The organism is Myxococcus qinghaiensis, assembly GCF_024198215.1.
GTDB lineage: Bacteria > Myxococcota > Myxococcia > Myxococcales > Myxococcaceae > Myxococcus > Myxococcus qinghaiensis.
In genome coordinates this window covers 20,566-45,766 of record NZ_JAKCFA010000044.1, presented here as the reverse complement: position 1 = coordinate 45,766, position 25,201 = coordinate 20,566, and the positions used below count along the sequence as shown (strand labels likewise).

Sequence of the window (25,201 nt, the reverse complement as noted above, 5' to 3'; positions counted from 1 at the left end):
TCGCAGCACGCCCTCGCTTGGAGGCTCAATTCACCTCGGGCTGGCGCTCAGCAGTTTCGTTCCCAAAACGCCCGGTACTCGACGGCAACCGCTTCGACGAAGGTTTGCCACTCCTCGCCGCGCATGGCTGACACGTCCCCAACCTGCTGCATTCCGAGGTGGTGGTGGAGGAGGCGCTCCACCCTCTTGCGCGGCATGGTTTTCAGTACGTCAGAGAGGTACTGCACGAGGCGCGCGTTGGGTGGCCTTGCGCCCGCGTCGCCGCGGCGCGCCGCTTCGGCTTGCGTCGACGCGTCCACCCGGAGCCTCGCCAAGTCGTGAAGCGGCAGCCCCTGGAAGGCCTGCTGCTGCTCCGGGGACAGGCGGCGCTCGGGCTGCAGGGAGTAGCGCGTCTGCCACCAGTCCTTCGCGGCCCCGTGACGCTGGACTTCAACGGCCCACGTCTCAAGCCCAAACGTGTGCCGCATGCGCAGGACTTCCTTGAAGAAGGCAATCCCGTACTCCAGCACCTTCACCTCGCGCGTCTCGAAGAGGGCGACGTTGTGGGTGAATCGCAGCACGGGCTTGTGTCCCTCCACCTTCAGCCTCCGGGTGAAGGGGACGAACTTGTTGTCAATGAAAGCCACGTCGCGCGGGTGCGGCTCCCCGAGGAAGACGACGACGGCGCTGTCTCCGTCATTCTCCAGCTTCAGCCAGGCGTCCCCGGCCTCCTTGGGCTGCTTCGCCAACTCCTGCGTGCGGCAGTCCTCCCTCAAGGACTGGGCTGGGGCAGGGCTGGGCGTCTGGGTAACTGGCCTGGGGGAGTCGCTCTCGTCACGCATGTGTGCCTCGGGGCCGGAGGAGGTTGTGGCCGCTGCTGCTGAGAAGCCGCTCCGTCCCTGCAGGGACAAAGGCTCGGGGCCCGCAATCGGGGACATGCTGACGCGCCCGAATTTCCACCGGGGCCTCCGACTCTCCAGGTACTCAGGTTTTGCTGGAGTCCTGGTGGCTTGCCCTGCGTCCGGCAGCACCATGAGGAGGCCGCGGCGGGCCATCCCGCATGGAGGGGCGCTCCTTCATGAGGGCGGCGATGGCCTCTGCTGGGCGGGCCTCATGCCCCTGCCTTGATGTTGCCGAGCACGCTTGTTGATGGTTCCACGGCGTTCCACGGACCGGCTCGTTGATGGGCACTTCCAGCAAGCGCGCGAAACCACGGGAGTCCATCACGAACGTGCTCGGCCGGGTGTCACCGCCGATGATGGCCTCTTCTTGAGGCGATTCCCCTTGGGGAATCGACGGTTGCAGCTTGAGCCGGAGCACGAGGCGGCTCAAGGCTGCCCGGAGGGCACCGCCGCCAGGCGGCCGTAGGGCCTTGAACCGACTCGGGATTCCGGCGTCCATCATCCAGCCGGCTCACCCGTCCATCTACAAGCGTGCTCGGCATCACTTGAACACAGGCGGAGTTCCCACCTCCTCCATTCGGACGCCCACGCTGCGCTCCAAGGCAAGAGGCCACGAGCACTCCACGAGGGGCTGGCCTTACGACTGCTCGGAACGAATGAGGAGTGCGTGGGCGAGGCAACCTTCGCGCCGAAGGGCCTGGACAGCCGCCTTCCCCAGAAGCCGCTCTCGCTCGAACCAGGGCAACCCCAGCAGGACGCACGGGGTGGTGCTCACCGGTGACGCGCAGCCGGCGGCCCCAGCACGACGCGAGGGCAAATAGGACGATGAAGGCGGGGAACAGGAGAGTGAGTCGCCTCACCACCTACATTCTCCCCTCCGACTCTCGCATTCCTGCTGGACTGCCGGACTTCATGCCGGACTTCCCCCGCTGAAGTCCGGCACCCAAAATCGCTGTAACTACGAGGGGTTAAACCATCCTGCCGGACTTGCCGGACTTCCTCCCCCGTCCCGCCCCTCTACGGGGAAATATTTTCTGCGCGCTTCCCTCCCAGAGTATTTTCCCTCGCGTACGTAAAAGTGGCTTTGAAGTCCGGCAAGTCCGGCAGAGTGGCTCAACCCCATGAAGTTGTTACGGAAATTGCTGCCGGACTTCATGCCGGACTTCTGCCGGACTTTGGAGAAGTCCGGCGGCTGAAGTCGGGTGCCGGCCCTGCTTCAACTGGAGGTACAGGGTGCCTGGAGGGAGACCTCGGTACCTCTGGCTTCCCTGCCCTGGTTGCTGGATGCCAGGGACCGGCTCAACGGACCGCATCCGGGTCGGCCAAACGGATCGCGACTCCTGAGCGCGCAGGACTGGCCACTTGCGCCCGGTTGCCCTTCGCCTGCGCGAGGAAGGCGGGGCAAGGGCGAGAACCGTTCAGGCTTCGGCGAAGCGGCCCATTGACGCTCCTGAGCACCCGGGCTGCTTGAGCGGAGCGGGACTTCGATTCGCGCAGGTGCCCCACAGGAGAGGGCGGCCCATGACAGTTCGAAGGCGCGGCTGTCTCGGCGGCTGCGCGAAGCCCGAAGCTGTTCGTCCAGGTGGGCCCAGGGCCAGCGACACTCCCGCGCTCGGGACGATGCCCCTCCAGCAGGCTCTCTTCCCCCCACGCCCCCCCCTTGGGGCGAATCCCAAGAAAGTGAACGGGCTTCATTCCCGAGCTTGTTCACTTTCAGGCCCGTTCACTTTCACCGGACCAAGCCCCACCAGGCCAGGCTCCGCCGTGGAGCTCACCTGGCGCGCGGAAGCACACGCCTGGCGCCGCAGGTCTCGTAGTTTCGCGGGGTTGGGGCGCCAAGCCACCAGGTGCTCGAGCACCGCGGTCCGAGTCCGAACCTGAACTCGCGCCCGGAAGCACACTCCGTCCAGCGGGCCGGACTCCATCGCGCCATTCACTTCCCCGGCTCACCTGCCCCCTCCCCGCTGGGGTCCGCTTGCCGCCCCCTGGCCCCTAGCGCGCGCCCCCGATTCAGCCCCGCGCGCCAACGCCTCCTCTGCGTGGCGCCCCGTTCGTGCGCGCGTGTCCTCCAGCGCTTCGGGCCGCAGGGCTTTTGCTCTCCGTGAGCCCCACGACTCCCCGCGACCGCCCTCGAAGCACCGGCCCTTCGCCCCGCGCGCACCTGGGCGCGCGTGCCGTTACCAGGGCCGAGCCGAATGGCCGGAAACAGGTAAAGGCGGCCATTCGGAGTCACTGCCCCCACGCTGTTTCGCGCGTTTACGAGGCCTCGTGCAGGGCCATAGCGCCGAGGCCAATGGCCGCTTTCCCCAGGTTGGCACCACCTGCTGCCCGCCACGAGCCGCTGCCCCTCCCCAGCCAGCAGCACTGCTTGCCCCGGCCGGGCGCAACGATGCCTACCGATGACGCCAGCACGCCTACCCCGCCTACCTCTGACGCTAGGGTGGGGGGTGGTGCGATTTTTCGTGGAGACGGCCTCGCCGGGGTGTGTACCTAGGGCGCTTTTTGAGAGAGTCGCCTCCCAGAAAGTGAACACCCCGCCCTGTTCATTTCCACTCGGTAAGTGAACACCTCACGCTGTTCACTTTCGCAGGATGTACCTGGTGCAGCCCCCTGCGGCCTCCGCGCAGAGCCGCCCCCCACCGCCTCCGCGTGGCCTCCCGGCCCAACCAGGGGTTCACGCGGGCGCTCAGCGCGAAGGCGGCACGCCCCATCAGCAGGGCAGGTCCTGCGTCACGCGCACCAGTTCGTCGTCCGAGGGGTGCGTGTAGATGACGGTGGAGTCGATGCTGCGCTGGCGCGCGAAGCGCTGGGTGAGGCGGATGTCCTTCGTCCTCCGGTACACCCCGGTGCACGCGGTGTGACGCACGGCGTGGAAGTTCAGGTGCCGCTCCAGGCCCGCGCGCTGCTGCCACACCGCGAAGCCGTGGCGCACCTGCCGCGTGGACAGGCGCAGGCCCTTGCGACTCAGGAAGAGCGGCGCCAGGGGCCCCACGTCATGCCCCTGCGCGCGCTTCACGCGCAGCAGCTTCTCCATCTTCGCGCGCACCGTGTCCGAGAGGACAACCTCCTGGGGGGCCGGGTGCCGGCGGCAGCCCTTGAAGACGCGCAGCAGCACGTGCCGGCGTGCGCGTCCGCGCTCGTTGAAGATGTCGCCGATGTTGAGGGCCACCAGTTCGTGCTCACGGAGGCCCGAGGCCAGCGCGAGGCTGTACAGGCAGTGGTCTCGGAATCCCTCCTTATGCAACCCCGTGGCGCGCAGCAGGAGCGTCACCTCCTTCTCCGTGAGGGTGCGAGGTGGGCGGGCGACAGCGGCATAGGCAGACATGGCGACTCCGTCGTGAAGCGGACGTGGCCATGCATGCTCTGTCGCCCCTACAAGACAAGTCATTAACCCCGCTGCGCATTCATGAGCCGGGCCCCGCGTGGCCTCGGCGTTTCCAAGATCGGAACGCGTACGACGGCAAAGCCTCCAAGAAGCACTACATCGCGAATGGCGCAGTCGGCCTCGCTGCGACGGATACCAACGGGTGGATGAACATCGTCTTCGCCGGTCGCCCCGGCCTGAGATTCGGTTACTCGTGCGAGGCCTACGCCAGCATCGCCGTGCGCACGAAGAGCCCCGCCGAGCGCCGGGCGCTGGCGGCCGAGTACGGCTCGAAGCGGCGGATCTCGGAGGAGCGTGTGGACCCGGCCGAGGTGGCGAGCCTCGTCGCGGGGGCGGCGAGCGCGAGGAGCGACTGGAAGGTGCTCCTGGCGCGGTGCGCGCCGACCAGGAAGCCGCGCTCGACGCTGCAGTTCGCGCACGAGATGATCGCAGCCCGGGACCTCGCCGTTCGCCTGTGACGCGTTGCAGCGAATGGCTGCTTTGGTCGACAAGCGGCTATTGGCGCGCGCCCAGATGGGTCAGTCGAGATCGGCGCCGGCGACGTAGACCAAGTTCGCGCCCGCGCCCTCGGCGAAGAACATGTTCAAAGCGAAGGCGACGGGCGACATTCGATGGAGTTCTGGCGGCACATTCACGTTGAGGCGCACTCGCCAGTAGGGCGTAGCGCCGATAGATGCAAACCGAGCGTCTATCTGGCGAACGAGCTTCGCGAAGCCGTCGGCCGCTGGGGAGCCGGTGCGTAGCGGCGCAACCACGGGGTCCGCGGGGGCGACGGCCATGAGCGCGAGCAGCAACTCGCAGGCATCCCGGAACGGAGTGCCGTACTGTCGCGAGACCTTTTGGCGATGCTCATCGGACGAAACGTCGACCGGAATCCGGCCAAGAAGAGCGTGCAGCGAACGTCGACACGAAGCGATGACGAGCGCGGCGCCGCCCGGAGCGGCGGCCAGAGAGCCGATGAAGCCCGGGTGCCTCCACGCAGCGTTGCCCAGCGCCCTCATCGTGATGCCGGCCAACTGCGCGTCGAACGTGTCGCCCTGGCCATGTCGCCGGAGGCGATCGAGCAATCGGTGGAGCAGCGCCGCGCGCTCACCCTCTCCATCCCCGACAAGCATGGCGAGCATACCCGCCGTCTTCCGATAGAGGGGAACCGGAGCACCTCCGTCCACCGGCACCCGCTCATTACCACCTAGGGCATCGAGTTCGAGCAGCCAGCCAATGACCTCGGTAGGAGCGTCCTCGTGGAGAAGCGCGAGTATTTCGAGCGGACGTGGCATGTCATGAACGCTCAGCTCCGGCGGAAGCGCGTCCAGCAACTGGGCGCGGAAACCGGGGAACATGCGCTGCACGCCAGCCGGAGCTGTTGCAAGGCTTCGCCCCTCCGACCAGCACGCGCGAGTCAGCCCGAAGAGGCGCTTCGCGCTGCGTTCGTCATTGAGGTGATGAAGAGCGCGCGCTGCATCAAGGAACGACTCTGTGCCTGCGCGCTCCCACGGCCTACGTTCGAGCGGCAAGGGTTCCCGCGCCAGCGACGTCGTGGCGTCCTCGCCACCCTTGATCCACTTCGCTTCCACCCTGGCGAACGGAGCATCGTCCGGTGACGCGGGCTCCACGGCGAGTTCGTAGCTGTTGTCGAGACCATACCGGTAGGACAGTCGCAGCCGCGCACGGACGTCGTGCTCGAGAGGGAACGCCGGCGAGTCGAGCCTCGCTTCCCACGCGACAGGACGACGTCCCTGCCGACCGACGAGCAGCGGAAAGGAGAACCACCGGTGTCCGCGCCCCAACGTGAGGGTCTCGGGCACCGTGAACTGCACGGCGTCGCCAAGAAACGGATCGACGAACGTCCCGCGCGCAAGCAGCGGCAGTTCGCCGAAGTGACCGTCGCGCACGACCTCGAGCGAAAGCTCGGGCAGCCATTCGCGCCACGTGAGCGAACCCGTGTCCAACCGGAGCAAGCACTCCCGTGCGCCTTCGGCCAGCGCTTGCGGGAGGGCGACGGTCCGTTGACGCAGCCACGCGGTGAGACGCGAGACCAAGGTGACACGCAGTGCCTCGGGGCCCTTTCGGCTCTTGCCGACGTCGAACTCGACGGTGAGGTCCCGCCTCAGAGCGATCTGCTTGGGGACCTGGATGGAGCTGATGTGGAAGAACACATCCGCGCCGCCCTCGTCGGGAACGACGAACCCGAAGCCCTTGTCTTCGTTGAACAGCTTGATACGACCGGTCTGCCGCCCGGTATAGTGGAATCGCGGGTAGGCACAGGGACCACCGACCAGCACGACCCGCACCTTGCCGAGCGTCGCGAGCGCGTCCTTCAAGCTCCGATCGAGCCGTTCGATCCAGCGAGCTACTTCGTCGTCGAACCACGCGGGGTCCTCGAAGAACTCCACGACGTCGGGCATCGCCGGCTGGCTCGATGGTACCTGGACAAAGATCGAGCCACCGCGCGCCACGAGCGCACCGATCTTTCCGCTGCGAAGTATGTCGTCGACGACGCGCTCCTGGAGTTCGGGCGCCCGTAAGCCGAGTTCCCGTCTCACCAACATCCACGCGTAGGCACGAAGCACATGCGGCCAGCCGAGCGTCTCCAACTGCTCGTCAGGCGGAAGCGGCGGCTTGCGCTCCCAGAAGATTCCTCGCGACGACTGATGCGTCCGAGCGAGCTTCTCGTCGTAGCGCGCTATGAGCACCGTCAGCGAGACGCCGCCGAATTCCGTGTCAACAACGACGACCAACTCGCCCGGTCGGGGTCCGTGATCGCCTGCCACGGAGGCCCAGGACATCGCGGCCGCGACGCTCCTCCACACCGGAACAGGGCGATGGAACGAGGAGCCGAACGCGCTCCGCAGGCTGCGCTGCGAGAACTCGTCGACGGCATCGGGGACCGCGTAGGCAACGCGTGCATCGACCGGCACCTTGAGTTCTGACGCGAGGTTCCCCAGCACACGATCCGCCGCCAAGGCGAGCATCCCTGCGTCGGCCTGCTCGTCCGCGTCCACAACGTCGCCGAGGGCCCACAGCGAGCGACCGGCAGCGCCGATGACCAGCTCACGGTCGGCGCGTCCATCAAGCCAGTCGATGCCGCCTACGTTTCCTGGCAGACCAAGGGCGAGCGCCCACGGAGACGACACGAGAGGCAGTCCTTGCTGCGCGCTGACATGCAGAGAGGCCGTGTCGAGTTGGATGCCGAGCCGTGCGCCGTCCGCCACGCCAACAGCAGTCGGTTCGCGCCCCTCAACGTTCGGGTTCACGTCGCAGCGCTGGAGGATCTGACGAGCCATCTGTGTCGCGAGGGGGGTCAGCCCAGCTAGGTCAGCGTAGGCACGGTCAGCACCTCGAAGCGCACTCTCAAGGCCGTCCACGGCGATTCCGATCCCACGCTGGGGCTGAAGGCGCTCCGACGTGGGACGCACCTCGAATGCGAGCGCCGACACAGACTCCTCCGCAAGGAGCCCGCGCCTGCCCAAGGTGGCGACGTGCACGAGGATGAACTCGCCATCCAAGGAAATGCGGATGCGAAACGCCGCATCGTTGTGCCCAGCGGGCAACACCAGGAAGTGGAGCGGCGGGTTCAGAAACCAGTCAGCACCGACGGCCTCGGCGCCGAGCACCTCGACGCCGAGGAGTTGGTCGTCACCGCGCCCCGTGAGCACACGTCCAAGCGTCTCCGTGACCACCACCCGCTCACGCGTCACGAACTGCGCCGCGACCATCCAGCACAGGAGGACGCGGGTTCGATGGAGGGTGTCTTGCCACGAGCCACGCAGCGCCTCCTCATCGTCGCGAAGCCACTTCCATGCCCGAAACACGCGGGAGTAGTGCGGGTCGCTCAGCAGGACGTTGTTCGCCTGCAGGCGGGTCAGCGTCGGAACGTCGGCGAGGCCGGACCGCCGCATTCGCTCGTCACAGAGGCGAACGCAGTCCTCCAGTCGACGGACGCGATCAGCATCTTCCGCCGTCCCGTCGTAGGCGTTCTTGTTCTCCAGCCGGGTGCTCGCGCGATGGACAAGGAGCTTCGCAAAGGAGCGGAGGAGTCGATTCTCGGTGGTGTCGGCGGATGCGTCGCGCTTCACGCCCAGCGCGTGGGTGCGGCCCGAGAGCTTCTCGCGGATGTTCCTTCCGGGTTGACGAGCGAGCCAAGCCATCGAGCGGGTGTCGACCTCACGAAGCTGATGGAACGGGAGCTGCTCGTGAACCCTGACGATTCGATGCCGATGCCGGTCGAGTAGATGCTCGAGGGAGTCGATGGTGAACTCGGCTGCGCCGAGAAGGCGATCGCGCGGGAACGGCCGACATCCCGTTGCGGTCGCGCCCCGCACGTCGCGCAGGATCTCCGTCAGGGGCCTGGGGAGCGGCTCACCGGTGCGCGGGTCGCCGTGCGCGATCATCGAGAAGATGTGCTCCGAGAGCTGATGGGTAATCCACCAAGCCGCCTCCACCGTCGGCATGTCGGATGCCGCGATGGCGTCCAACTCGTCGAACTCCGGGAGCGGCGGCGGCAACGCCGCCAGCTTTGGAGCAGCGCGGTCGCGCGCCGCGCGGGCCTTCTTCATTCAGCGTTCTCCAGGTACCTCGCGCTGTTCCAGACGAACGCCCCATGTCCAACGCGGCACGCGATGTCGAAGTCCTCGGACAGCCCGAGCCCGAGGGCGGCGCTGTCGAGTTGCTTGCGGATGGGGTCGATGCAGTTGCGCTTCGAGTCGCCAGTCGTCTCGATACCCCGGAGCTTCGGCATCACCTTGAGCACGAGTTGATCCTCGTAGGCACGTCGCAACGTGCGATGTAGCGCGTCCTCATCATTGCGCGTGCGGGCGTCGATCACGTCGGGGTGGTTGGCCATGTAGTACTCGACCGACTGCCAGACGCGGTGACCAAGGGCGCGGCCCACGTATTCGAGCCGCGAGTTGATCTCTTGGAGTCCCTCTTTGAACGGCTTGACCTCGTCCGAGGTGAACGGCGATCGAGTCTGCAGCCACTCGCGCCACGCGCTCTCGGCGAGCAACGGCGACTCCGCGCCGAGGGTGACCTCCGTACGGCTGTGAAGCGTCCGAGGACGTGGGAAGTACAGCAGGTTCGAGCGGTCGATGACCTTGTCAGAGAGCGCCTTCGTCGTCTCATCCTCGTTCATCGTGCCCACCCAGAGGACGTTCCGCCCAAGGCATAGCGGGTACGGCGGCATGCCGGCACCGAGGTCAATGTCGAGCGTGACGTCTCGGCTCTCTCCACGACGCTGCTCAAGGCGGCTGAGGAGGTCGCTGAAGTACTGCTCGACGTGGGCGAGGTTCATCTCGTCGAGCAAGACCAGCAGGAGCCGGTCCGAGAGCCCGTGTTCGTATGTCTCGTGGTTCGGGGCGTGCTGGGCCTGCACCATCGCGCGCAGGACCGTCGTAGCGTTGAAGCGGTTGTCGACCGAGTTGAAGAACCCCAATAGCGACTGCGGGCTGTCCCAGTTCGGCTGGACGGCCAGCGAGAGGAAGCCGAGCCCGCCGAAGCGCGAGTAGAGGCGAGGGAGCTCCGACTTGCCGGTGCCGCTCACGCCGGCGAGCACGGTGAGCGGCGAGAGCTCAGCAGCCTTCAGCGAGGTGTGGAAGGCTTGGACCAAGCGCTTCGGAAAGCGCATGCCGCTGCTCTCACACGCGGCCACGATCCCATTGAGCCAGTCGAGCTCCTTCGGCGTGCTCCCATCGTCGCGCTTGAAGTCCGTGCGCCACGGCTCCTCGATGGCTCCGACGCGCGCGGCTCGCTCCTCGGGGCGCTCATACAGAGCTCGCATCCTGTCGACCTCGGCCTTGTACTTCTCCATCTCGCCGGCGAGCACTTCGAGTCGGCGCTCCGCGACCTCGCGACGTTCCCGTTGCTGCTCGAGATCGGCAACGCCGGTCAGCCAGCGGCTCTGCTCGGCCTTGAGCTGCGTGACCTCACGAACCAGCCTGTCTCGCTCAGAGGTCCAGACGCGCTCCTGTTCCTGCAGGGTGACCAGGAGTTCCTTGTCGCTGGCGCTAGGCCGCCGGAGCAGTTCCTTCTCAAGGTCCCTGATCTTCTTCGCCTGCTGCGCGATGCGCTTCTCGATTTCGGCGGGGTCGTCGCCGAACCGCGCCAAGAGGTCGCGCGACGAAGCCAACTGAGACTCGAGCGAGATGACCAAGTCGCGGTCCCGTCGATGGTCCTCGCGCAGCGCGTCCAACTGGCGCTCCAACGACGCCACCTGGTCGCGGGCCCGCTCCTCGATGGACCGCTCGATTCCAGCCCGGAGCCCCACGAGTTCCTCCTCCTTCCACCGCAGCTCACCGAGCCCACGGTGAAGCTCGGCCTCCTTCTCCTCGAGCCGCGTCCGATCCCGCTCGATGTCCTCCAGCGCGCTCTGCTGCTCCTTGGCGAAGCGCGCTCGCTGCACTACGAGCGCAGCGTCCTGCGCGGCACCTTCGGCCGTGAGCTTCCCCTGGTGGCGCTTCATGTCCGCATCGATCTCTGCGTCGAGAGCGGCGGTGCGGGTTCGTCGCTCATCGGCGAGCCGCTTCTCGAGGTCTTCTATGCCCTTCAATCGAGCGGCGTCCAACTCGGCCTGAAGGCGCTCCACCTCCGCGCGCACCGACGAGTGAGCCTTCGTGAGCCCGGCGAGTGCTTCACGGTTCTTGGCGGCGAAACCCTCACTCGCCTCGATCTCACGTAGAGCCAGGTCACGCGCGCGCGCCTCGACCGAACTCTCCGTTTCCGCCACTTGCTTCTGGCGCTTCGCGACGTCGGCGAGGTCACGCTGAACCTTCGCCTTCGCAGCATCGACCTCGGCGTCGCGTTCCTTGAGCGCATCGGCTTGGCTCTGCGCCTTCTGCTCGCGCTCTTTCAGTGTGCGCTCTCGTGCGTTCAGGGCCTGCTCACGCGCGTCTAGTTGCTTGCGGAGTTCCGCCGCGTCCACGACGAACGCGGTCGTCGTGCTCGTCGGGCTAGCGTCGGCAGTGGTGACTTCCTCGTTTCGGCCGCTCATGGTCTCTCCGGTCTCTGCTTAATCAATTGCTTCGAGCATTGCCCGGACGTCGTTGGCAACCATGCTCTCGATCTCGGCGACTTCGGCTGCGGTGACGACGACTTCATCTCCGTGACCGCGAGCCTCTACGAGTCGGCCCACGTCGAGGAGCAAGGTTGGAATCCGATTAGCGACCTCGCGGAGCGGATGGCCTGACTGCTGCTGCGCTGCGAGCAACTGCGCCGCGACGCGCGCGGACAGGGTCTCCCCCTGGCCATGGGCTGCGCGGCGGATGCGGTTCGCCTTCGCGTGCGAGAGGGATTTCGGGAGCTGCCCCGACGCATCGACGGTGAAGCCCAGTGCGGAGGCGACAGCGGCGAGCTGCGCCGCGTTCTTCTCCCGGTCATTCGACACTGCCTGCGCGACAGAGGCTGGCGTGGGAGCCTCGAGCTCGAGTTCGGCAAAGGCCGCCTCCATCGCGATGGTAGTGGCGACCACCGCGTCGCGAACGCGCGTGTTCAAGGTCTCCGCGGGGGTGGCTGGCGCCCCCGCGAGGAGCTTCACGAGCAGCGCAGCGTGGTGCATCTCAATGACGCGCGTGCGCATGTTGGGGCGCTCGGCGAGCCCAGGGTATTTCTCAGAAGCTTGCTCGGCCCTCGCTCGAACGCGGAGGAGCAAGTCGGCGCCCCAGGAGGGCTGGGCGTATCCTACCTCCAGGTCTGCGGGACCAGCCCCCACGAGCGATCGGAGGATCGCGAACAAGCGGTCGCGCATCTCGGCCGCGACCTCGGCGCTCGGGACAGAGGCCGTATCGTGCGAAGCATCGATCCTGAGCCGACCGATCTCCGCGAAGAACTCGAGCGCGTCAGGTTCGCGAGCCCCAAGGGTCGCGAGCGGGTGGTCGCCGTTGCGCTGGGCCGCCAGCAGCGCCGCCGTCAGTCGGCCAGGGAGCGTCTTGTTGCCGAAGGAGATGGCCCCCTTCACGACTCCACGGGTGACGCTCAGGAGCGGCACCGTACGCTGTGAGGCGTTGAACCCGACCTGCTCCGCGACCCGCCGAAGCAGCGGTGCATTCTCAGACGCGTTGTGCCCCAGCGCTGAGAATAGGCTCGGATCTGGGTACAGCGACACCAACCAACCGAACACGCTCTCAAGGGCCGCGTACGCGTTCCCGAGGAAGTCCTCGATCGGTTTGGCGGTCCGTGCTCCATCCAGTCGTACGTCGGCATCCGCGAGCCGCGTGAGCACGTCCGGAGGGAGCAACTTCGCGGCGTCGCCGAGAAGCCGCGCGACGCGCTCCTTGGCGGCCTTCGTCGCCTCGGCCAGGTACAGCGCGAGGTCACCCTCGTCGACGTGCCACGCCTGACCGGCGACCTTCTCCAGCAACTCTACGAGGCCGTGCTTTCCTTCCTTGGCGAGCTTGGTCACGCCCGGGCGAAGTATGTCGCTGACACCAAGCCCGATGGGATCAGTGACGAGCCACGAACGCTGCCGAGCGTCCTTCGGCAGAAACAGGTACGACGCGACGAAGATCGGCTCCGGCTCGACCTCAACGACACGCAGCCCGCCAGACTTGAGCCCATCGAGCACGTCCTCCGCATCTCCGTAGCGCGAGACCTCGCGTCGGAAAGCACGAACGCGGCGAGCGTGGTGTCGCGCAGCCTTCTGCGCCTCGTAGGCGCTTGGCGAACTAGACCGTGCGCCTGGCGCCGGCCAAATCACGTTCGCGAACACGGTCTCGGGGTTGCCCGGCGTGCCTCGCTGGAATGTGACCTTCGATTGCTTGAACTCGGCATCCACGATCGGCAGGCTGCCTCGGTGGACGCGCGACCAGACGCGTCTGCCGTCGATCCCATCGACGAAGACATAGCCGGCGTCTTCCACCTCGCTGGAATCCTCGTCCTCGTTCATCAGGTGCAGAGCTCGGCGCGTCGGTACGCGCGCTTCATCGAGCATGCCCATGCCGAGAAGTTGCTCCACAACGAAGCCGACCAAATCCAAAGGGAGCGCGAGGCGCCGCGCGATCTCTTCGGCGTCCCTGACGCCCGCACGACACATGTCCAACGCAGCCACCTGAAATGCGTTGAACGGCGACTTGCCCCGCGACGGAAGGAGCACCCTGTAGGCGAAAGCGGGCCACAGGAACCACCGCCGCGTCTCCCTCTTGAATGGTGACGAAGTCGCGCCGAAATCGACGACCGGCGTCGTGCGATCAAATACTGGCGGCATCGCGCACCTCGCTCAGCTTGTGAAACTCGACCAAGGGATTGATCGCCTTCGGCGCGTTGAGCGCGCGGAGCATCCCGTCGTCACCCGTCACGATGAGCAAGCGCTTCTGGCGGCTCATCGCCACGCAGAGGCGGTTCGGCGAGGTGACATGGCCAAAGACGCCGCGCGTGTTGCTGCGAACCATCGAGAGGAACACGACGTCGAACTCCATCCCCTGGAAAGCGTCGACGGTGCCGAAGCGAAGACGCTCAGCCGCGCGTCCATTGGGGAGCAGCAGTTCGCGGTAGGGCTCGACGATTTCCGTGGCGTCGTCGGTGCGAGCGACGATGCCCGCTTCCACGAGCGCGTCCTCGATTGTCTTGACCTGCTGCCTGTAGAAAGAGATCACACCAAAGGTGAACTCGCGTCCCTCCCTTGAGTCCATGAGCCGCTTCAGCTCTGCGACGAGTACTTGCGCCTCGACGGGACGCGACTTGCTTTGTCCCTCTCGCTCCGCGCCAAGCTTGCGCGGCACGCTGAGCCACGACGCCGGCCCGTTATAGCCCGGCAGCGAGTGAACGAAGTCCGATGCCGGACGGGGCGACCTGAAGGCCTCGCCGTGCGGCTTGTAGAACTGCTCGCTGACGAACTGGCCGAGCACCGGATTCATACGGTACTGCTCGTCGAGGGTAACGACGCGGGGAAAACCGTCGCGGTCCTCTCGTTTCTTGAGGTCTTTGAAGAGCCGCTCGAACAGGCTCTCGTTCAGCATCTCGCTCGTGCGCTCCGCCTCACTCTTGCCTGTCGACAGCGCCTCCTCGAGTTCGCGCTCGAGCTCCTGGTCGAGGATGTGAGGGAGCTGGCGGTGATCGCCCACGAGCACAATCCTCCGCTTTGCGCGAGCCATCGGGATGAACAGATCGAGCGGCATCGCGCGCGCGGCCTCGTCAACGACGACGGTGTCGTAGCCCTCCGAGCCCTTCAGCTCTGCGAGTTCCTGCCTTGCCGACTGCTGGCAGGTGGCGGCGAACACCGACGTGTACGAGATGACGGCGCGCTTGACGGCTTCGGGGTCTCCTTCGAGCGTGGCAAGGAATCTCCACGTCGCCTCATCCGCCGCATCTCGCGAGGTGTTCTGGCGCTGCTCGAGGTGGTTGCGAACCTCGCTCAGCAGGTCGAGGACGTCGGTCCGTACACGCGGGATGGTGTCCTCGGTGCGATCTGGAGGGAGCAGTTCGAGCAACAGCCGTCTGCGAAGTGCTCGGAGGTCGTCGAGGAACGGCGGGTGCCCGTGACCGCTCCAGCGCGCGGTGGCCTCAAGCAGTGTTCTCGCCTGCTCGTCTCGCCGCGCCGCACGAGCGAGTTCGCGCGCGAGTCGATCCGCGTTGCGCGCCCCATCATCCGCGAAGGAGCGTGCGTCGCAACGCAGCGCGCGCAGGCAGCGCACGAGTCGCTCGTGGTCTGGGTCACCACCACGTGCAGCACGAGCCCGCTCGGAAAGCTCGCGAGCCAGCGCGACAACGCGGTCGACGAGCGCTGCGGGCACCGTCCCCTGGACGCGGCTCGCGACCCGGTGGAGCAAGGACGCGGTGTGTTCCAGCGTGCCAGGCGCCAATAGGTAGCCATGCACCAGTTCGGAGAGTTCCTTCTGTTGGGCCGACGCGGGTCGGGGGGGAAGGTTCTTGCGGAGCTCCGCGCTGCGCTCGCTGCACCACCGGTCGATCGTGGCGTCGACACGGTCGGCATCCGCAGTGCTGTTCGACCGCCCGCCGAACTTGATGGGCGGGAGCCCATTCACGTTCATCCGCTGGATCGCGTTCTCGACCGCGTCGTGCTGGAAGCCGCTCAGCAGTAGGCGCCCCTGTACGCCGTCTTGCGTGTCCCAGACCTCTTGCAGACGCTCTACGAGGGCGACGATGACCGTCGTCTTCCCGGTTCCCGGCGGGCCCTGGATGAGCGCGATGTCTGGGGTGTTCAGCGCGACGTGAAGTGCGCGCTCCTGCGTTGGCGTGGGGCTACGCATGCCGAACACCTTTCGCCTCACGTTGGGCGTCACCGGAGCGATCGTTCCGCGACGAGGCGTTTCCACGGGGCGCTCTTCGAGCAGCAGCCCGAGTTGGGGCATCGGGCAGCGCGCCTCACGAATGGCGCTCTCGGCCTCTGCTCGGCGCTTGAGCCTCGTCTTGTCTCCGTGAAGCGAGACGATCAGCGCGCCCGTGTCCGGCGGGTTACCCTCGTCGTTTCGTCGCTGGGCCAGCGTGACGGTGCGGTCTCGCCGATGGAGTTCCACTCGCCCATCGAAGGTCGCGGGCGACGGCGCATCCTTCGCGCGAGGCTGGGCCTCGTACTCGGCCCACGACATCTCGCGCGTGAGCACCTCGGGGACCTCACCGACGGCCTCGATACCGAGTCCTTGCTCCTCGGTGAGCGTCCGCTTGAACAGCTCTGCGTCGTCGAGGGTGCAGTCGCTCGCCAGGGAGAAGCGGTACCAGCCATCGGGGAGCGACTCGACATGGTCGTACTTGAGCCAACGAGCCCTTCGAGCCCTGCGCAGCGCCGCTTCGTTCTCCATCGCGCCGTAGCGACTCCACAGGTCCAAGAAGCTCGACCTGGAGGTGACAAGCGACGAGAGCTGGGCTGCCGCGTCGACGCGGAGCTTGCCCGCGACGGTAGCGTCGACGAACCGAACGACACCCGACACCAGCGCGAGTTGCTCTCCACCTTGACCTCTTCCGCGCGCCACGAGGTCAACGAGCAGACCCTCGGTCGAGTCCGGTCGCTTTACCCTTCGAATGAAGGCGCGCGCCGTGCGGCCAAACAGTGCGAACGCCCCGGCGTTGAGCTCGGCGGTCGCGAATCCTCGCCTGCCGTTGTCGCCAGTAAGGAGGAACTGCTCGTCCAACCACTGGAGCGCGCGGTCAGGAGCGGCGAGCCTGCGATCGATGCGCTCAAGCGCCTCGAGCACTTTTTCATCGACGCCGAGGTCGATCGGCGGCAGCGCGAGGGCGTGCAGAAAGGTGTGGACTTGGAGCGTGAGCACCTGGGGACCGGCGTCCACGAGCCATGCGATGCGGGGGAGGTGCCGCGTGCAGAGGTCTGAGAGTGCGATCTCATGCTTGCGACCATCGCCCTGGATGCCCAAGACGTCCGGGCCAACCCGTAGCGTTGCCTGCGCCTCGCGCTCGGAGAACTGGAGCAGCCCCTCGGTGCCGGGCACGGCAGCGCTCGGCAGCGCCCCACTCGACGACGTCCACCGGAGGCGAAGGACCTCAGTCTGGCCATAGGGAACCTGATCGAGCTTCACGCTCCCTCCGAGTAGAGCCGAAGAACCGCCATGCGGTGCGGGCGGTCCAGCGGGCCGAAGTGCAGGAACGCTTCGCTCCCGGCCTTGGGCAACGGAAGCTTGAGTTCGGCGGCCAGGCGTTGCGTGCGCCCTCCAAGGACGACGTGGACCTCGTTGTTCGAGAGGGCTTCGAGGGCGATGCCACTCTTCAGGACTCGAACGCGGAGCACTGGTGCGTCCTCGGCGTCGGCGAGCACCGGCTCGACGACGTGTCGGAGGACGAGGCTGTCCTTCCTGACGTCGAGCATCTTGTGCCAGACGGCGCGCGTGCTCACCGCAGACGCGCCGGCGTCGTCGATTTCGGGGTCCCAGCGGTTCACCTGCATGTGGATGAACGACGCACGCGGGCTCGCCGTGCAGAATTGACAACTGCCCGCGGTCACGTCGAACGTGGAGCCGCAGCCCTTGCAGGAGACGACCCGGTCCGCCGCGCGCCGCAGGACATCGGCCCACTCGGACATACTCGGTCGGGCTGTGCGGTCCGTCCGACCAGCTTCGAAGGTCCTCTGAAAGAGCTCGCGAACAGGCTTGGAGAGGACGAGGTGCCGTGCAATCCCCTTGCTGGTGCGGTTGGAGCCGTCCCTCGTGTCTTCAACCCACGGAACCTCGCCGCGAAACGCGAGCTGCTCACGGTCCTCGTCGCCGTCGTCATCCCAGCTGCCCTGCTCGACGTAGTCTCCAAGGAACGGGTGCTGCTGCGTGAGGACCCAGAACGCAAGAACGGCGAAGGAGTAGGAGTCAGAGAGGGTCGAGACCCCGGCGCGACCCGTCACGACTTCGGGCGAACCGAAGCCCGGCGTGAATATGCCGGGCGCATTGGCGGAGAGGTAGTCGAGGTTGTCGAGGTCAATCAGCCACACCTCACTCGCGTCCGCCGTCTCCGAGATGAACACGTTGTTCAGAGAGACATCGGCGTAGACGAGCGGCACCGCATGCAGTCGCGCAAGCAAGCCCGCCGTGTTCGCGAGCAGTTCGAGGCGCCGTCCGAGGCCACCGGACGACCGGTAGAACTCGCCGAGCTTCGACGCTCCCGGCTCAGCGATGAGACTTCGCATCGGCACCATGCCGGTAAGCAAGCGCATCGTGTAGCCGACGTGATCCCGCAGCATCGACAGCGGTTGCGCGAGATGAAGTCGGGGCAGCGGAAGCGCGCGGACATCTTCGAGCCGCCGTCGCAGCGCCGCGTGCTTCGGTGCGTCGGAAGCGAGCGCGATACTTGGTGCCTTCGTGAGCTGGTTCCAGAGCTTCTGCGCCGAGCGGGTCTCTGGAGCGGGTGGAGAGTCGGCAATCGCGCCGATGAGCTTCACAGCGATGTGTGGGCTACGCGTGCGGAGCACGACTCCTTGTCCACCTCGTCCGAGTGGCTGCTTCAGCAGGTGGTGGACGTTGCCGTCGTCATCAACGACGGCGCTGGGGAAGTCGCTCATGGGGGTGCCTCCGTCGTGGCGTCGGTCCAGAGCACGGCCACCGTCTTGTCGTCGCGATGTCGGGGTGTCGGCCAGTCACGAAGCTGCTTCGCGATGGCGCGGGCTCTCGCCGTAGCTGGGCGGGGCCCGTACTGGGTGACGAGGAAGTTCAGAAAGTCCGCGCGCTTCTCCGGAAGAAGGTCATCGGCCACGCCGTCCGTGGCGAGCAGGATCGACGCAGCCCCCGTGAAGTTCGGATCGAGGTGGAGCCTCCACTCGCGAACATCCGAGGCGATGCCCAAGCCCGTAGTCGCGTTTCCGAAGCGCTCGGAAGAGGGCTCGAGCGTCATCGTCCCCTTCGCCGTCTTCAACATCACCAGGCCGTCACCGAGTTGCGCAAGCAGCAGGCGGCCGTCCTTCGTCACGACCGCGAACAGGCAAGTCGTCGCGCTCTCGTCGCGGCCCGTCTGGTGCACGCGCATGTTCCACAGCGCGTGAATCAGCCGCAGTAGGAGCTCGGGCGGGGCATCACGGCCATCGGCCCAGTGGCGAACAGCGTCGGCGACGGCGCGGCATGCCGCTCGCGAGCCGACCGCAGAGTGCGGGCGGCTCCCCAGACCATCGCAGACGACCGCAAGCGCGGCTCCGCGCGCGAGGCGACTCAACCAGGCATCCTGGTTGGGCCGACCGTCCTTGAGATGTTCTGGGCCTCGAACGCTGGCCCCCATGGCGCTCCACATTCCCTTGATCCTCACACGCTATCGAGATCGAACGGGTTCTGCATTTGCGGAACTTCATTCGGGTTCGCGCTCCGCGAACGCGCCGCGACGGACATCGTGATGAACTGGAAGAAGTCCTTGATGCGGCGCGCGTCCGCCGCGACGAACACCTGCTTCTTCTCGTCGTTCAGGAAGCGTCGAAGCATGTCGGTGTCGGCATCGCCGCCGATCGCCAGCGCCGTGCGGTCCGCCTTCTGCGCCCGCCCTTGCTTGGTCATGCGGTCGAGGCCTGTCTGCCAAGAGTCGGTGGGCTGGCCATCGGAGATGAGGACGATGGTGGGGCGGTAGGCGCGCCCGGGGACCCTGGCGTTGTCGTCGACGAGGTCAGCCGCCAGCGTCATCGCCTGCCCCATCGGCGTGCCGCCATCGGCCACCATGTCGCTCCACGTCACCGCGCTCGCTGGCTGAAGCGGGGTGTGAAGTCGCGCCTCGCCACCGAAGGTGATGATGGCGACGTGGATCTCGGCGCGAAGATCGTCAGTCGACGCGAACGTAGCGAGCATCTCGCGGACGGATTGGTTGAGAGCGTCGATCTTCCCCTCAGTCGCCATGCTTCCGCTAACGTCGGCGAGGAGGATGACGGGGAGCGGGCGCGCGGCCAACGAGGTGAACTCTTTGAGCTGGGAGGTCATGCTCTTCTCCGGTTGGTCTCGTGGTGCGGCCTACGCCACGAGGGCGAGGGGGCGGCGGCGGTCCGTGCGGCGGCCGCGGAGCCCGTTGAAGGAGCGGTTGCGGTACACGGTAAGAATGGCGCCGTCGGCGGTGACGACGACCTGAACCCCGTTGTATGCGGAGAGGTCGATGCCTTCCTCCGTGTAGCGAGCGATCTCCCTCCGGCCGATCGCGTAGATGTCGGCGCCACGGACGTAGACGACCCGCCCGTAGGCCAGCGTGGCGTCGATGGCGTCGGCGCGAAGCCCGCGCGTCGCCATGCGCTCCTTGGCGTGGTTGGTGAGGGTGAAGCGGCCTTCGGTGCGGTACGTCTCGAAGCGGTTGTCGTTGGCGGGCATGCTGGGTCTCCGGGTTCAACGACAACCTCCCGTGGTTGCCGTTGGCGAAGACCGCATGAGCAGCCGTCGTGCCAGCGCTCAAGGTACGCGCAGAAGGTCACGCGTCGACCTCGTACTTCTTCAGCCAATTTGAGAGCGTCTGGTAGCTCGGGGCGCCGACCAACTCCGCGGCGCGCGTCTTGTTGCCAGCCGCTTCATCAAGCGCGCGACCGAGGTAGTGCCTCGCCACTTCCTTCAATATTTCTTGTAGGTTGAGGCCATCGCCGAGAGGCCGGTCGAGCACGTCACGCCCTTGAGCGTGCGGCACCGCGAGGAGGGATTCGCGGACATCTTCAGTCGAGATGGTGACTCCGTCGCTCCAGATAACAGCACGCCTCAGGGCGAGCTGAAGCTCGCGAACGTTGCCAGGCCAGGGATGCATCAAGAGAAGATTCCTTGCGCCCGTGGAAATTTTCTTGTGGACGTATCCGGGCTCGACTTTCTCCGCGTCCAGATTCTCCTTTTTCAGCAGCTCGTCGATCAGAAGCCCAAGATCGCCAGCCCGCTCACGGAGCAGCGGAAGCTTCAAGACGGCCACGGCCAGGCGGTAGAATAGATCCTCGCGAAAGCGTCCGGCTTCGACCTCTTCGATGACGTTGCGGTTGGTAGCCGAGACAACGCGAACGTCGACTTCGATCTCGGATGTTGCGCCGACCCTCGTGACCCTTGAGTCTTGGAGGACGCGGAGCAACTTCACCTGGGCATCGAGCGGCAACTCGCCGAGCTCATCGAGGAACAGGGTCCCGCCGTGGGCCTCTTCGAAGACGCCTCTGCGGAGTCGATCGGCTCCCGTGAACGACCCCTTCTCATGGCCGAACAGCACGCTCTCGACCAGGGTCGATGGGATAGCGCCGCAGTTCACTGCGATGAACGGTTTGTCGCGCCGAGGGCTTGCCCGGTGGATGGCCTTCGCGAACAACTCCTTCCCTGTGCCGGACTCACCTTCGATAAGCACGGGCACGTTCCGAAGCGCCACCCGCCGCGCTCGTTGGATGAGGCGCGCCATCACCTTGCTTCGATGGATGATGTCCTTGAACTCTGGGGCTGCAGGAGAATCCGCCGTGCTCTGGCTGCGTAGGCGCTCGTCGGACTCACGCAGCAGGTCGGGTAGGAACTCCGCCGCGATGTCGAAGGGTACCGTGACCGTCTTCACGCCCTGCTCGCGCGACGACTCGATCAGTTCGGCAGAGAACACGGTCTTACCGAGAAGCACCCACACGGCTGCCATGGGCGGCGAACCGGGGCTCAGGTGGAAGGTCAGCGCCGCATCCTTCTCCTGTGCTTGGCAGGCGCGGAGCGCGGCCTTGTAGATGCCGCCCCAGTCCGTCGGGCCGGCGAGTTCCTCGGGGCGTTCGACGACCTCCGCCTTCGTCCGCGCCTTGAGCCACGTGATGTACGGCGGGAGCATGTTCTGGTGCTCGGGCTTGCTGAAGTTCTCGAGGAGGACCACCCGGTCGAACTCACGCACCTTGAGCGCCTGCGCGACGGGGCCAACGTCGCTAGCCGCCTCCTTCGAAGGGCCCTGGAGGTCGGACACGCCGACCCAAGCGATGAGGACTCGCAGCATGCCACGACGGTACAAGACTTCTTGCACATGCACAACGAACCTTGCGCCGCGCCTGAGATGCGCTCCGTAACCTTCGTGATCTCGACTTGGTCGAGTCCTCGAACAAGGTGGCACATCTCCTGCTGAGTACGCGCTCGCTGCCTCTTGCAGTCCCCAAGGAGATGAAGACCACACCATGCCGACCAAATCCGCCGCCCTGACGACGAACCAGAAGGTCCACGGTATCGTTCACACCGCCGCCACTGCGGCTGCTGCCGTCGGCGCTGGCCTCGCGCAGATCCCCGGCTCGGACGCGCCGGTCCTCGCGGGCATCCAGACGACAATGATCATCGCCGTCGCCCGCGAGCACGGGGCGGCGATCACCAAGGCCGCCGCCGCCGAGTTGCTCCTGACGTTCACGGCGACGCACGTCGGGCGCGGCATCAGCCAGTGGCTCGTCGGGTGGGTGCCGGGTTGGGGCAACGCCATCAACGCGTCGACGGCGGCCGCACTGACGGAGGCGGTCGGCTGGGCGGCGGACGCGTACTTCGGCGAGGAGCGGGCTGCGGCCTGAGCGGAGGACACCATGAGCAAGCACAAGGCAAAGATCACTGGCGTCGTCGCTGGCGCCGGAACGGGCGCGAGCCTCGTTGGCGCGACGGCGGCGCTTTCGGGCCCTGCTGCGAACCTCGGTGGCTACGCGGTGGCGCAGATGGTCGCGGGCTCGGTCGGCCTCGGCGGGCCCGCGCTGTCAGTGGGCATCGCCGCCGTCGGCGGTCCGGTCGTGGCGGGCGCGGCCGTCGCTGCCGGCGTCGGGTACGGCGCGTACCGCGTCGCCAAGTGGATCTTCGGATGAAGGAGAACGGGCGCATGCAGAAGAACGAGTTGACGAAACACGCGGAAGAGGCGCTGCAGCAGGTTCCCGAGGAGCACCGTCGTCGCGGCATTTCGGCGAGCGTCGGCGCCTCCATCAGTGGCGTCGTGGGTTCGGTCCTCGGTAGTCCCATCGGTGCGGCGGTTGGAGCGTCCATCGGTGACGACGCCGTCGGGGTCGTCGTTGGTGAGAAGGCCGGCATGGGAGGCGCACGATGAGCAGCCTCGCGCGCTGGTGGGAGCGGCGGTCCGATGGGGAGAAGCTTGCCCTGGGGATCGCTGGCGGCATCGCAGTCGTCGCGACCGGAGGTGCGCTGGCCTACGCCATCGCAACCGAGGGTCTCATCGTCGCGAGCGGCGGGACGCTTGTCGTCGTCGGGAAGGCCGCCACCGCGATGCTGCGCGGGCGGGCCTGAGGGCACGCGACGAATGGTGCCCGCGTTCCTCGCGGGACGGTGCTCATCAGTGAGAGCGTCTCGGCTCGCGTTGCTCAACCATCTGGATTCGCAAGCGTTCGCGTTTCCGGGACGGTGCGAGCAGCGAGAACCCGTCTCGCCAAGAGCGCCACGAACGGGTTAGCGGGCAGTTCCCCATGCGGAGCCATTCACGCGGGGTCGCGAAAACGCGACCCCGCTCTTTTTAACGCCGGCTTCGGAGAGACAACGGCCGGCAGTCCCGGCGCTTCCCGCGTCGGAGGAAACGCGCTGGCCGGGACGCCCCATGCAATCCCCGCCAGCAACCTGCGGCAGCAAGTGGCCGCGCTGCTGGGCTTCCTCAACGGACACATCACACAGGGGACGGAGGCCCACGCAGCCTCCGCCGGCTCCGTCGCGGACACGGGCGACCTCCTCGCGGCAGGTACCATCGAGGCAGCCCTCACCGGGGTCCTCTTCGCCTACAGCGGGGGGCACTTCCGCGGCAACGAGACGGCGGTGGGACAGCACATGGCCATCCTCCAGCCCAGGCTGCGCTCTGGCCGCGTCCTCCTCCTCGACGCCCTGGGCGCTGGGGGGCGCCGCCGCGCGCCTGCGCCTCCACGCCGACGACGACTCGGTGTGGTTCACCCTCCATGGGACTGAAATGGAAGTGCCTGGGCCCGGGACACCAGCGGGACGGCCTCCGGCGGCTTTCGCCTCTCACGCAACGAGGCGGAGTTCCTCCATGACGCCAGCACTGGCTTCACCTTCACCAACTGGACGCGCACCTGGCGGCTCCCCATGAGTAGCACCGCTAACAACACGGCCTTCGAGGTGACGGGCAACGTTCGCGAGGTAGGTCGGCTTGACCTCCAGTACAGCAACAGCGACACCGTCGCCCACAACAACCTCACCGGAGGCGGCTCGGTGACGTTCCGCAGTCGCTTTCCCAGCGCGCCCTCCTCCATCCCCTCACCCCCTACGCCCCCCAGCGACAGCTTCGTCGGCAACCCCTTCGTCATGGTTCCGGACAGAGACGGCATCGCCTTCTACAGCCACCAAAACCTTCAACCTCTCACCGCGACGTACTGGTTCGGCTCGTACACCGCTGTCGCGTGAGGACTCCCAGGGCCATTCACGAAGTCACCGCTGAGGACGTGCTTCAGCGCTGAGCCCGGTGCGGCAGTAGCAATCGCCTCTTCCTCGACTCCCTGGAGGTAGGCGTCGCCCGCCGGGAGGACGTAGACGACAGCCTCATTCAGCTTCCGCCCTACCCCACCTGCCGCTCCACCGAGTTCCTCATCCGCGAGGATGAGGACGAGCCGGACCAACCGGCGCCCGGCAGCTTCGGACACCTGCACCAACTCCTCGTCGGCCACCTACACGCGGAGCTCGTCCAGCGCGGGCGCTTGTACACCGCGCTCAAGCCCAAGGGGGCGGCGCCAGCACGGTGATGGTGCGTCCCCTGTCGCAGGAGGCTCGCGAGCGCTGGTTTCCGCGGGGCCTCCGAATCGAGGGGCCGCCCGACGAGCAGCCACGCGCCCTGGGAGTCCAGTCGATAGACATACGCTGCCAGCGAAGCAGAGCCCTCCCGCGTCCACCATGCCCCGGGCGGCCCGAATCCCTCTCTCCTCGACTTGCTATGTCTCGAAGACAGAGCGTGTATGTCTTCGCGCGCACCCCACTGCGCGCCAGGGAGACACCTATGGTTATCGGCAGCTCCACCACCTATATCGGCGACGAGATTCCCGGCCTCAAGGGACAGCAGGTCCGCATCTTCGCGGTGCTACACGGCGGGCTCAGCCCGGACGCGGACCCCGACGATGCCGGCTTCTACGTCCGGCTCAACGAGACGTTGGAGCGCCTCGGTGGTGTCACGGAGGTTGACTGCCTCGACATCGCCCCCATTCTCCCGGACGGCTCCAGCAGCTTCGTCCATTTCGACGCGCGCCCCATCGACCTGGAGTGCTTCGCGAATCTGCAAAAGCCCAGCGCACAATGACTTGTCATACACCAGAAGCAGAGCGCGTATGCCTCACGCGCGCCGCCCAAGGCGCACGGAAGAACAAACAATGACACCCCGCAAGCCCCGCCCCGCCAACGCCTCGAAGCCCGCCCAGGCGCCTGCAGAGACCCTCGAGCGCATTGTGCGCGAGGAGATGAACATCGAAACGCTGAAGACACGCAACAGCGACAGCCTCGACATCCACGAGGTGGCGGTGTGGCAACTGAGGGATGCCCTCGAAGCGGCCTACCAAGCCGGCGTGCGTGCCGCCAACAGCCCCCGCAGCACGTAGTCCCCCACCCACCACCGACGCCCCGCCCAACGGGGCAGCGCCGCACGAGGGCCC

Annotated in this window: 20 protein-coding genes; 8 read left to right on the top strand and 12 right to left on the bottom strand. The window is 66.7% G+C overall.

The window, feature by feature from the left end:
• Positions 1–47: 47 nt before the first annotated feature.
• Positions 48–821, bottom strand: coding sequence for a hypothetical protein (locus tag LZ199_RS44435; protein ID WP_253999907.1), 774 nt, complete (start codon positions 819–821; stop codon positions 48–50).
• Between the two features lie 2,770 nt (positions 822–3,591).
• The gene (locus tag LZ199_RS44430) at positions 3,592–4,206 is read right to left on the bottom strand and encodes a tyrosine-type recombinase/integrase (protein WP_253999906.1); all 615 of its coding nucleotides are present in this window, start codon (positions 4,204–4,206) and stop codon (positions 3,592–3,594) included.
• 206 nt (positions 4,207–4,412) lie between these two features.
• Here LZ199_RS44430 and LZ199_RS44425 point away from each other — a divergent pair, with 206 nt between their 5' ends.
• Positions 4,413–4,724 (top strand): hypothetical protein, encoded by a 312-nt coding sequence (locus LZ199_RS44425; protein WP_253999905.1) that lies wholly within the window; start codon positions 4,413–4,415, stop codon positions 4,722–4,724.
• 60 nt (positions 4,725–4,784) lie between these two features.
• Here the strand turns inward: LZ199_RS44425 and LZ199_RS44420 are convergent, their stop codons facing one another.
• The 9 genes from LZ199_RS44420 to LZ199_RS44380 form a co-directional block, all read right to left on the bottom strand.
• A complete protein-coding gene (locus tag LZ199_RS44420; protein WP_253999904.1) occupies positions 4,785–8,822 on the bottom strand; it encodes a cold shock domain-containing protein in 4,038 nt (1,345 codons plus the stop codon).
• Entirely contained in the window at positions 8,819–11,251 is a 2,433-nt protein-coding gene (locus LZ199_RS44415) for a hypothetical protein (RefSeq protein WP_253999903.1), read from the bottom strand. Before LZ199_RS44415 ends, LZ199_RS44420 begins: the two co-directional genes overlap by 4 nt.
• An 18-nt stretch (positions 11,252–11,269) precedes the next feature.
• The gene (locus LZ199_RS44410) at positions 11,270–13,459 is read right to left on the bottom strand and encodes a hypothetical protein (protein ID WP_253999902.1); all 2,190 of its coding nucleotides are present in this window, start codon (positions 13,457–13,459) and stop codon (positions 11,270–11,272) included.
• Positions 13,443–16,742, bottom strand: coding sequence for a DEAD/DEAH box helicase (locus LZ199_RS46875; protein WP_253999901.1), 3,300 nt, complete (start codon positions 16,740–16,742; stop codon positions 13,443–13,445). The genes LZ199_RS44410 and LZ199_RS46875 overlap by 17 nt, the downstream gene beginning before the upstream one ends.
• Positions 16,739–18,208 (bottom strand): protein kinase family protein, encoded by a 1,470-nt coding sequence (locus LZ199_RS44400; RefSeq protein WP_253999900.1) that lies wholly within the window; start codon positions 18,206–18,208, stop codon positions 16,739–16,741. Before LZ199_RS44400 ends, LZ199_RS46875 begins: the two co-directional genes overlap by 4 nt.
• Entirely contained in the window at positions 18,205–18,915 is a 711-nt protein-coding gene (locus tag LZ199_RS44395) for a PP2C family serine/threonine-protein phosphatase (RefSeq protein WP_256569867.1), read from the bottom strand. The genes LZ199_RS44400 and LZ199_RS44395 overlap by 4 nt, the downstream gene beginning before the upstream one ends.
• Before the next feature lie 23 nt (positions 18,916–18,938).
• Positions 18,939–19,598 (bottom strand): vWA domain-containing protein, encoded by a 660-nt coding sequence (locus LZ199_RS44390; RefSeq protein WP_253999898.1) that lies wholly within the window; start codon positions 19,596–19,598, stop codon positions 18,939–18,941.
• Between the two features lie 30 nt (positions 19,599–19,628).
• Positions 19,629–19,976 (bottom strand): DUF4258 domain-containing protein, encoded by a 348-nt coding sequence (locus LZ199_RS44385; protein ID WP_253999897.1) that lies wholly within the window; start codon positions 19,974–19,976, stop codon positions 19,629–19,631.
• A gap of 97 nt (positions 19,977–20,073) precedes the next feature.
• Positions 20,074–21,582, bottom strand: coding sequence for a sigma-54 interaction domain-containing protein (locus tag LZ199_RS44380; RefSeq protein ID WP_253999896.1), 1,509 nt, complete (start codon positions 21,580–21,582; stop codon positions 20,074–20,076).
• Between the two features lie 175 nt (positions 21,583–21,757).
• Between LZ199_RS44380 and LZ199_RS44375 the strand changes: the two genes are divergently transcribed.
• The 5 genes from LZ199_RS44375 (at position 21,758) to LZ199_RS44355 (ending at position 23,969) form a co-directional block, all read left to right on the top strand.
• On the top strand, positions 21,758–22,135 hold the full coding sequence (locus LZ199_RS44375; RefSeq protein ID WP_253999895.1) for a hypothetical protein: 378 nt from the start codon (positions 21,758–21,760) through the stop codon (positions 22,133–22,135).
• A 12-nt stretch (positions 22,136–22,147) separates the two neighbouring features.
• Positions 22,148–22,417, top strand: coding sequence for a hypothetical protein (locus LZ199_RS44370; protein ID WP_253999894.1), 270 nt, complete (start codon positions 22,148–22,150; stop codon positions 22,415–22,417).
• Positions 22,418–22,431: 14 nt separating this feature from the next.
• Positions 22,432–22,653: a hypothetical protein gene (locus tag LZ199_RS44365; RefSeq protein WP_253999893.1), complete on the top strand. Its 222-nt coding sequence runs from the start codon at positions 22,432–22,434 to the stop codon at positions 22,651–22,653.
• On the top strand, positions 22,650–22,850 hold the full coding sequence (locus tag LZ199_RS44360; protein WP_253999892.1) for a hypothetical protein: 201 nt from the start codon (positions 22,650–22,652) through the stop codon (positions 22,848–22,850). The genes LZ199_RS44365 and LZ199_RS44360 overlap by 4 nt, the downstream gene beginning before the upstream one ends.
• Positions 22,851–23,651: 801 nt before the next feature.
• Positions 23,652–23,969, top strand: coding sequence for a hypothetical protein (locus LZ199_RS44355; RefSeq protein WP_253999891.1), 318 nt, complete (start codon positions 23,652–23,654; stop codon positions 23,967–23,969).
• Here the strand turns inward: LZ199_RS44355 and LZ199_RS44350 are convergent.
• On the bottom strand, positions 23,918–24,205 hold the full coding sequence (locus LZ199_RS44350) for a hypothetical protein (protein ID WP_253999890.1): 288 nt from the start codon (positions 24,203–24,205) through the stop codon (positions 23,918–23,920). The genes LZ199_RS44355 and LZ199_RS44350 overlap by 52 nt on opposite strands.
• A 350-nt stretch (positions 24,206–24,555) precedes the next feature.
• Between LZ199_RS44350 and LZ199_RS44345 the strand changes: the two genes are divergently transcribed.
• Positions 24,556–24,852, top strand: coding sequence for a hypothetical protein (locus LZ199_RS44345; RefSeq protein WP_253999889.1), 297 nt, complete (start codon positions 24,556–24,558; stop codon positions 24,850–24,852).
• 70 nt (positions 24,853–24,922) lie between these two features.
• The gene (locus LZ199_RS44340; protein WP_253999888.1) at positions 24,923–25,147 is read left to right on the top strand and encodes a DUF6900 domain-containing protein; all 225 of its coding nucleotides are present in this window, start codon (positions 24,923–24,925) and stop codon (positions 25,145–25,147) included.
• Positions 25,148–25,201 lie beyond the last annotated feature (54 nt).

Coding starts and splice junctions, on each gene's coding strand:
- LZ199_RS44435 (WP_253999907.1), bottom strand. CDS start 821: ATGCGTGACGAGAGCGACTCCCCCAGGCCAGTTACCCAGACGCCCAGC.
- LZ199_RS44430 (WP_253999906.1), bottom strand. CDS start 4,206: ATGTCTGCCTATGCCGCTGTCGCCCGCCCACCTCGCACCCTCACGGAG.
- LZ199_RS44425 (WP_253999905.1), top strand. CDS start 4,413: ATGAACATCGTCTTCGCCGGTCGCCCCGGCCTGAGATTCGGTTACTCG.
- LZ199_RS44420 (WP_253999904.1), bottom strand. CDS start 8,822: ATGAAGAAGGCCCGCGCGGCGCGCGACCGCGCTGCTCCAAAGCTGGCG.
- LZ199_RS44415 (WP_253999903.1), bottom strand. CDS start 11,251: ATGAGCGGCCGAAACGAGGAAGTCACCACTGCCGACGCTAGCCCGACG.
- LZ199_RS44410 (WP_253999902.1), bottom strand. CDS start 13,459: ATGCCGCCAGTATTTGATCGCACGACGCCGGTCGTCGATTTCGGCGCG.
- LZ199_RS44400 (WP_253999900.1), bottom strand. CDS start 18,208: ATGAGCGACTTCCCCAGCGCCGTCGTTGATGACGACGGCAACGTCCAC.
- LZ199_RS44395 (WP_256569867.1), bottom strand. CDS start 18,915: ATGGGGGCCAGCGTTCGAGGCCCAGAACATCTCAAGGACGGTCGGCCC.
- LZ199_RS44390 (WP_253999898.1), bottom strand. CDS start 19,598: ATGACCTCCCAGCTCAAAGAGTTCACCTCGTTGGCCGCGCGCCCGCTC.
- LZ199_RS44385 (WP_253999897.1), bottom strand. CDS start 19,976: ATGCCCGCCAACGACAACCGCTTCGAGACGTACCGCACCGAAGGCCGC.
- LZ199_RS44380 (WP_253999896.1), bottom strand. CDS start 21,582: ATGCTGCGAGTCCTCATCGCTTGGGTCGGCGTGTCCGACCTCCAGGGC.
- LZ199_RS44375 (WP_253999895.1), top strand. CDS start 21,758: ATGCCGACCAAATCCGCCGCCCTGACGACGAACCAGAAGGTCCACGGT.
- LZ199_RS44370 (WP_253999894.1), top strand. CDS start 22,148: ATGAGCAAGCACAAGGCAAAGATCACTGGCGTCGTCGCTGGCGCCGGA.
- LZ199_RS44365 (WP_253999893.1), top strand. CDS start 22,432: ATGCAGAAGAACGAGTTGACGAAACACGCGGAAGAGGCGCTGCAGCAG.
- LZ199_RS44360 (WP_253999892.1), top strand. CDS start 22,650: ATGAGCAGCCTCGCGCGCTGGTGGGAGCGGCGGTCCGATGGGGAGAAG.
- LZ199_RS44355 (WP_253999891.1), top strand. CDS start 23,652: ATGAGTAGCACCGCTAACAACACGGCCTTCGAGGTGACGGGCAACGTT.
- LZ199_RS44345 (WP_253999889.1), top strand. CDS start 24,556: ATGGTTATCGGCAGCTCCACCACCTATATCGGCGACGAGATTCCCGGC.
- LZ199_RS44340 (WP_253999888.1), top strand. CDS start 24,923: ATGACACCCCGCAAGCCCCGCCCCGCCAACGCCTCGAAGCCCGCCCAG.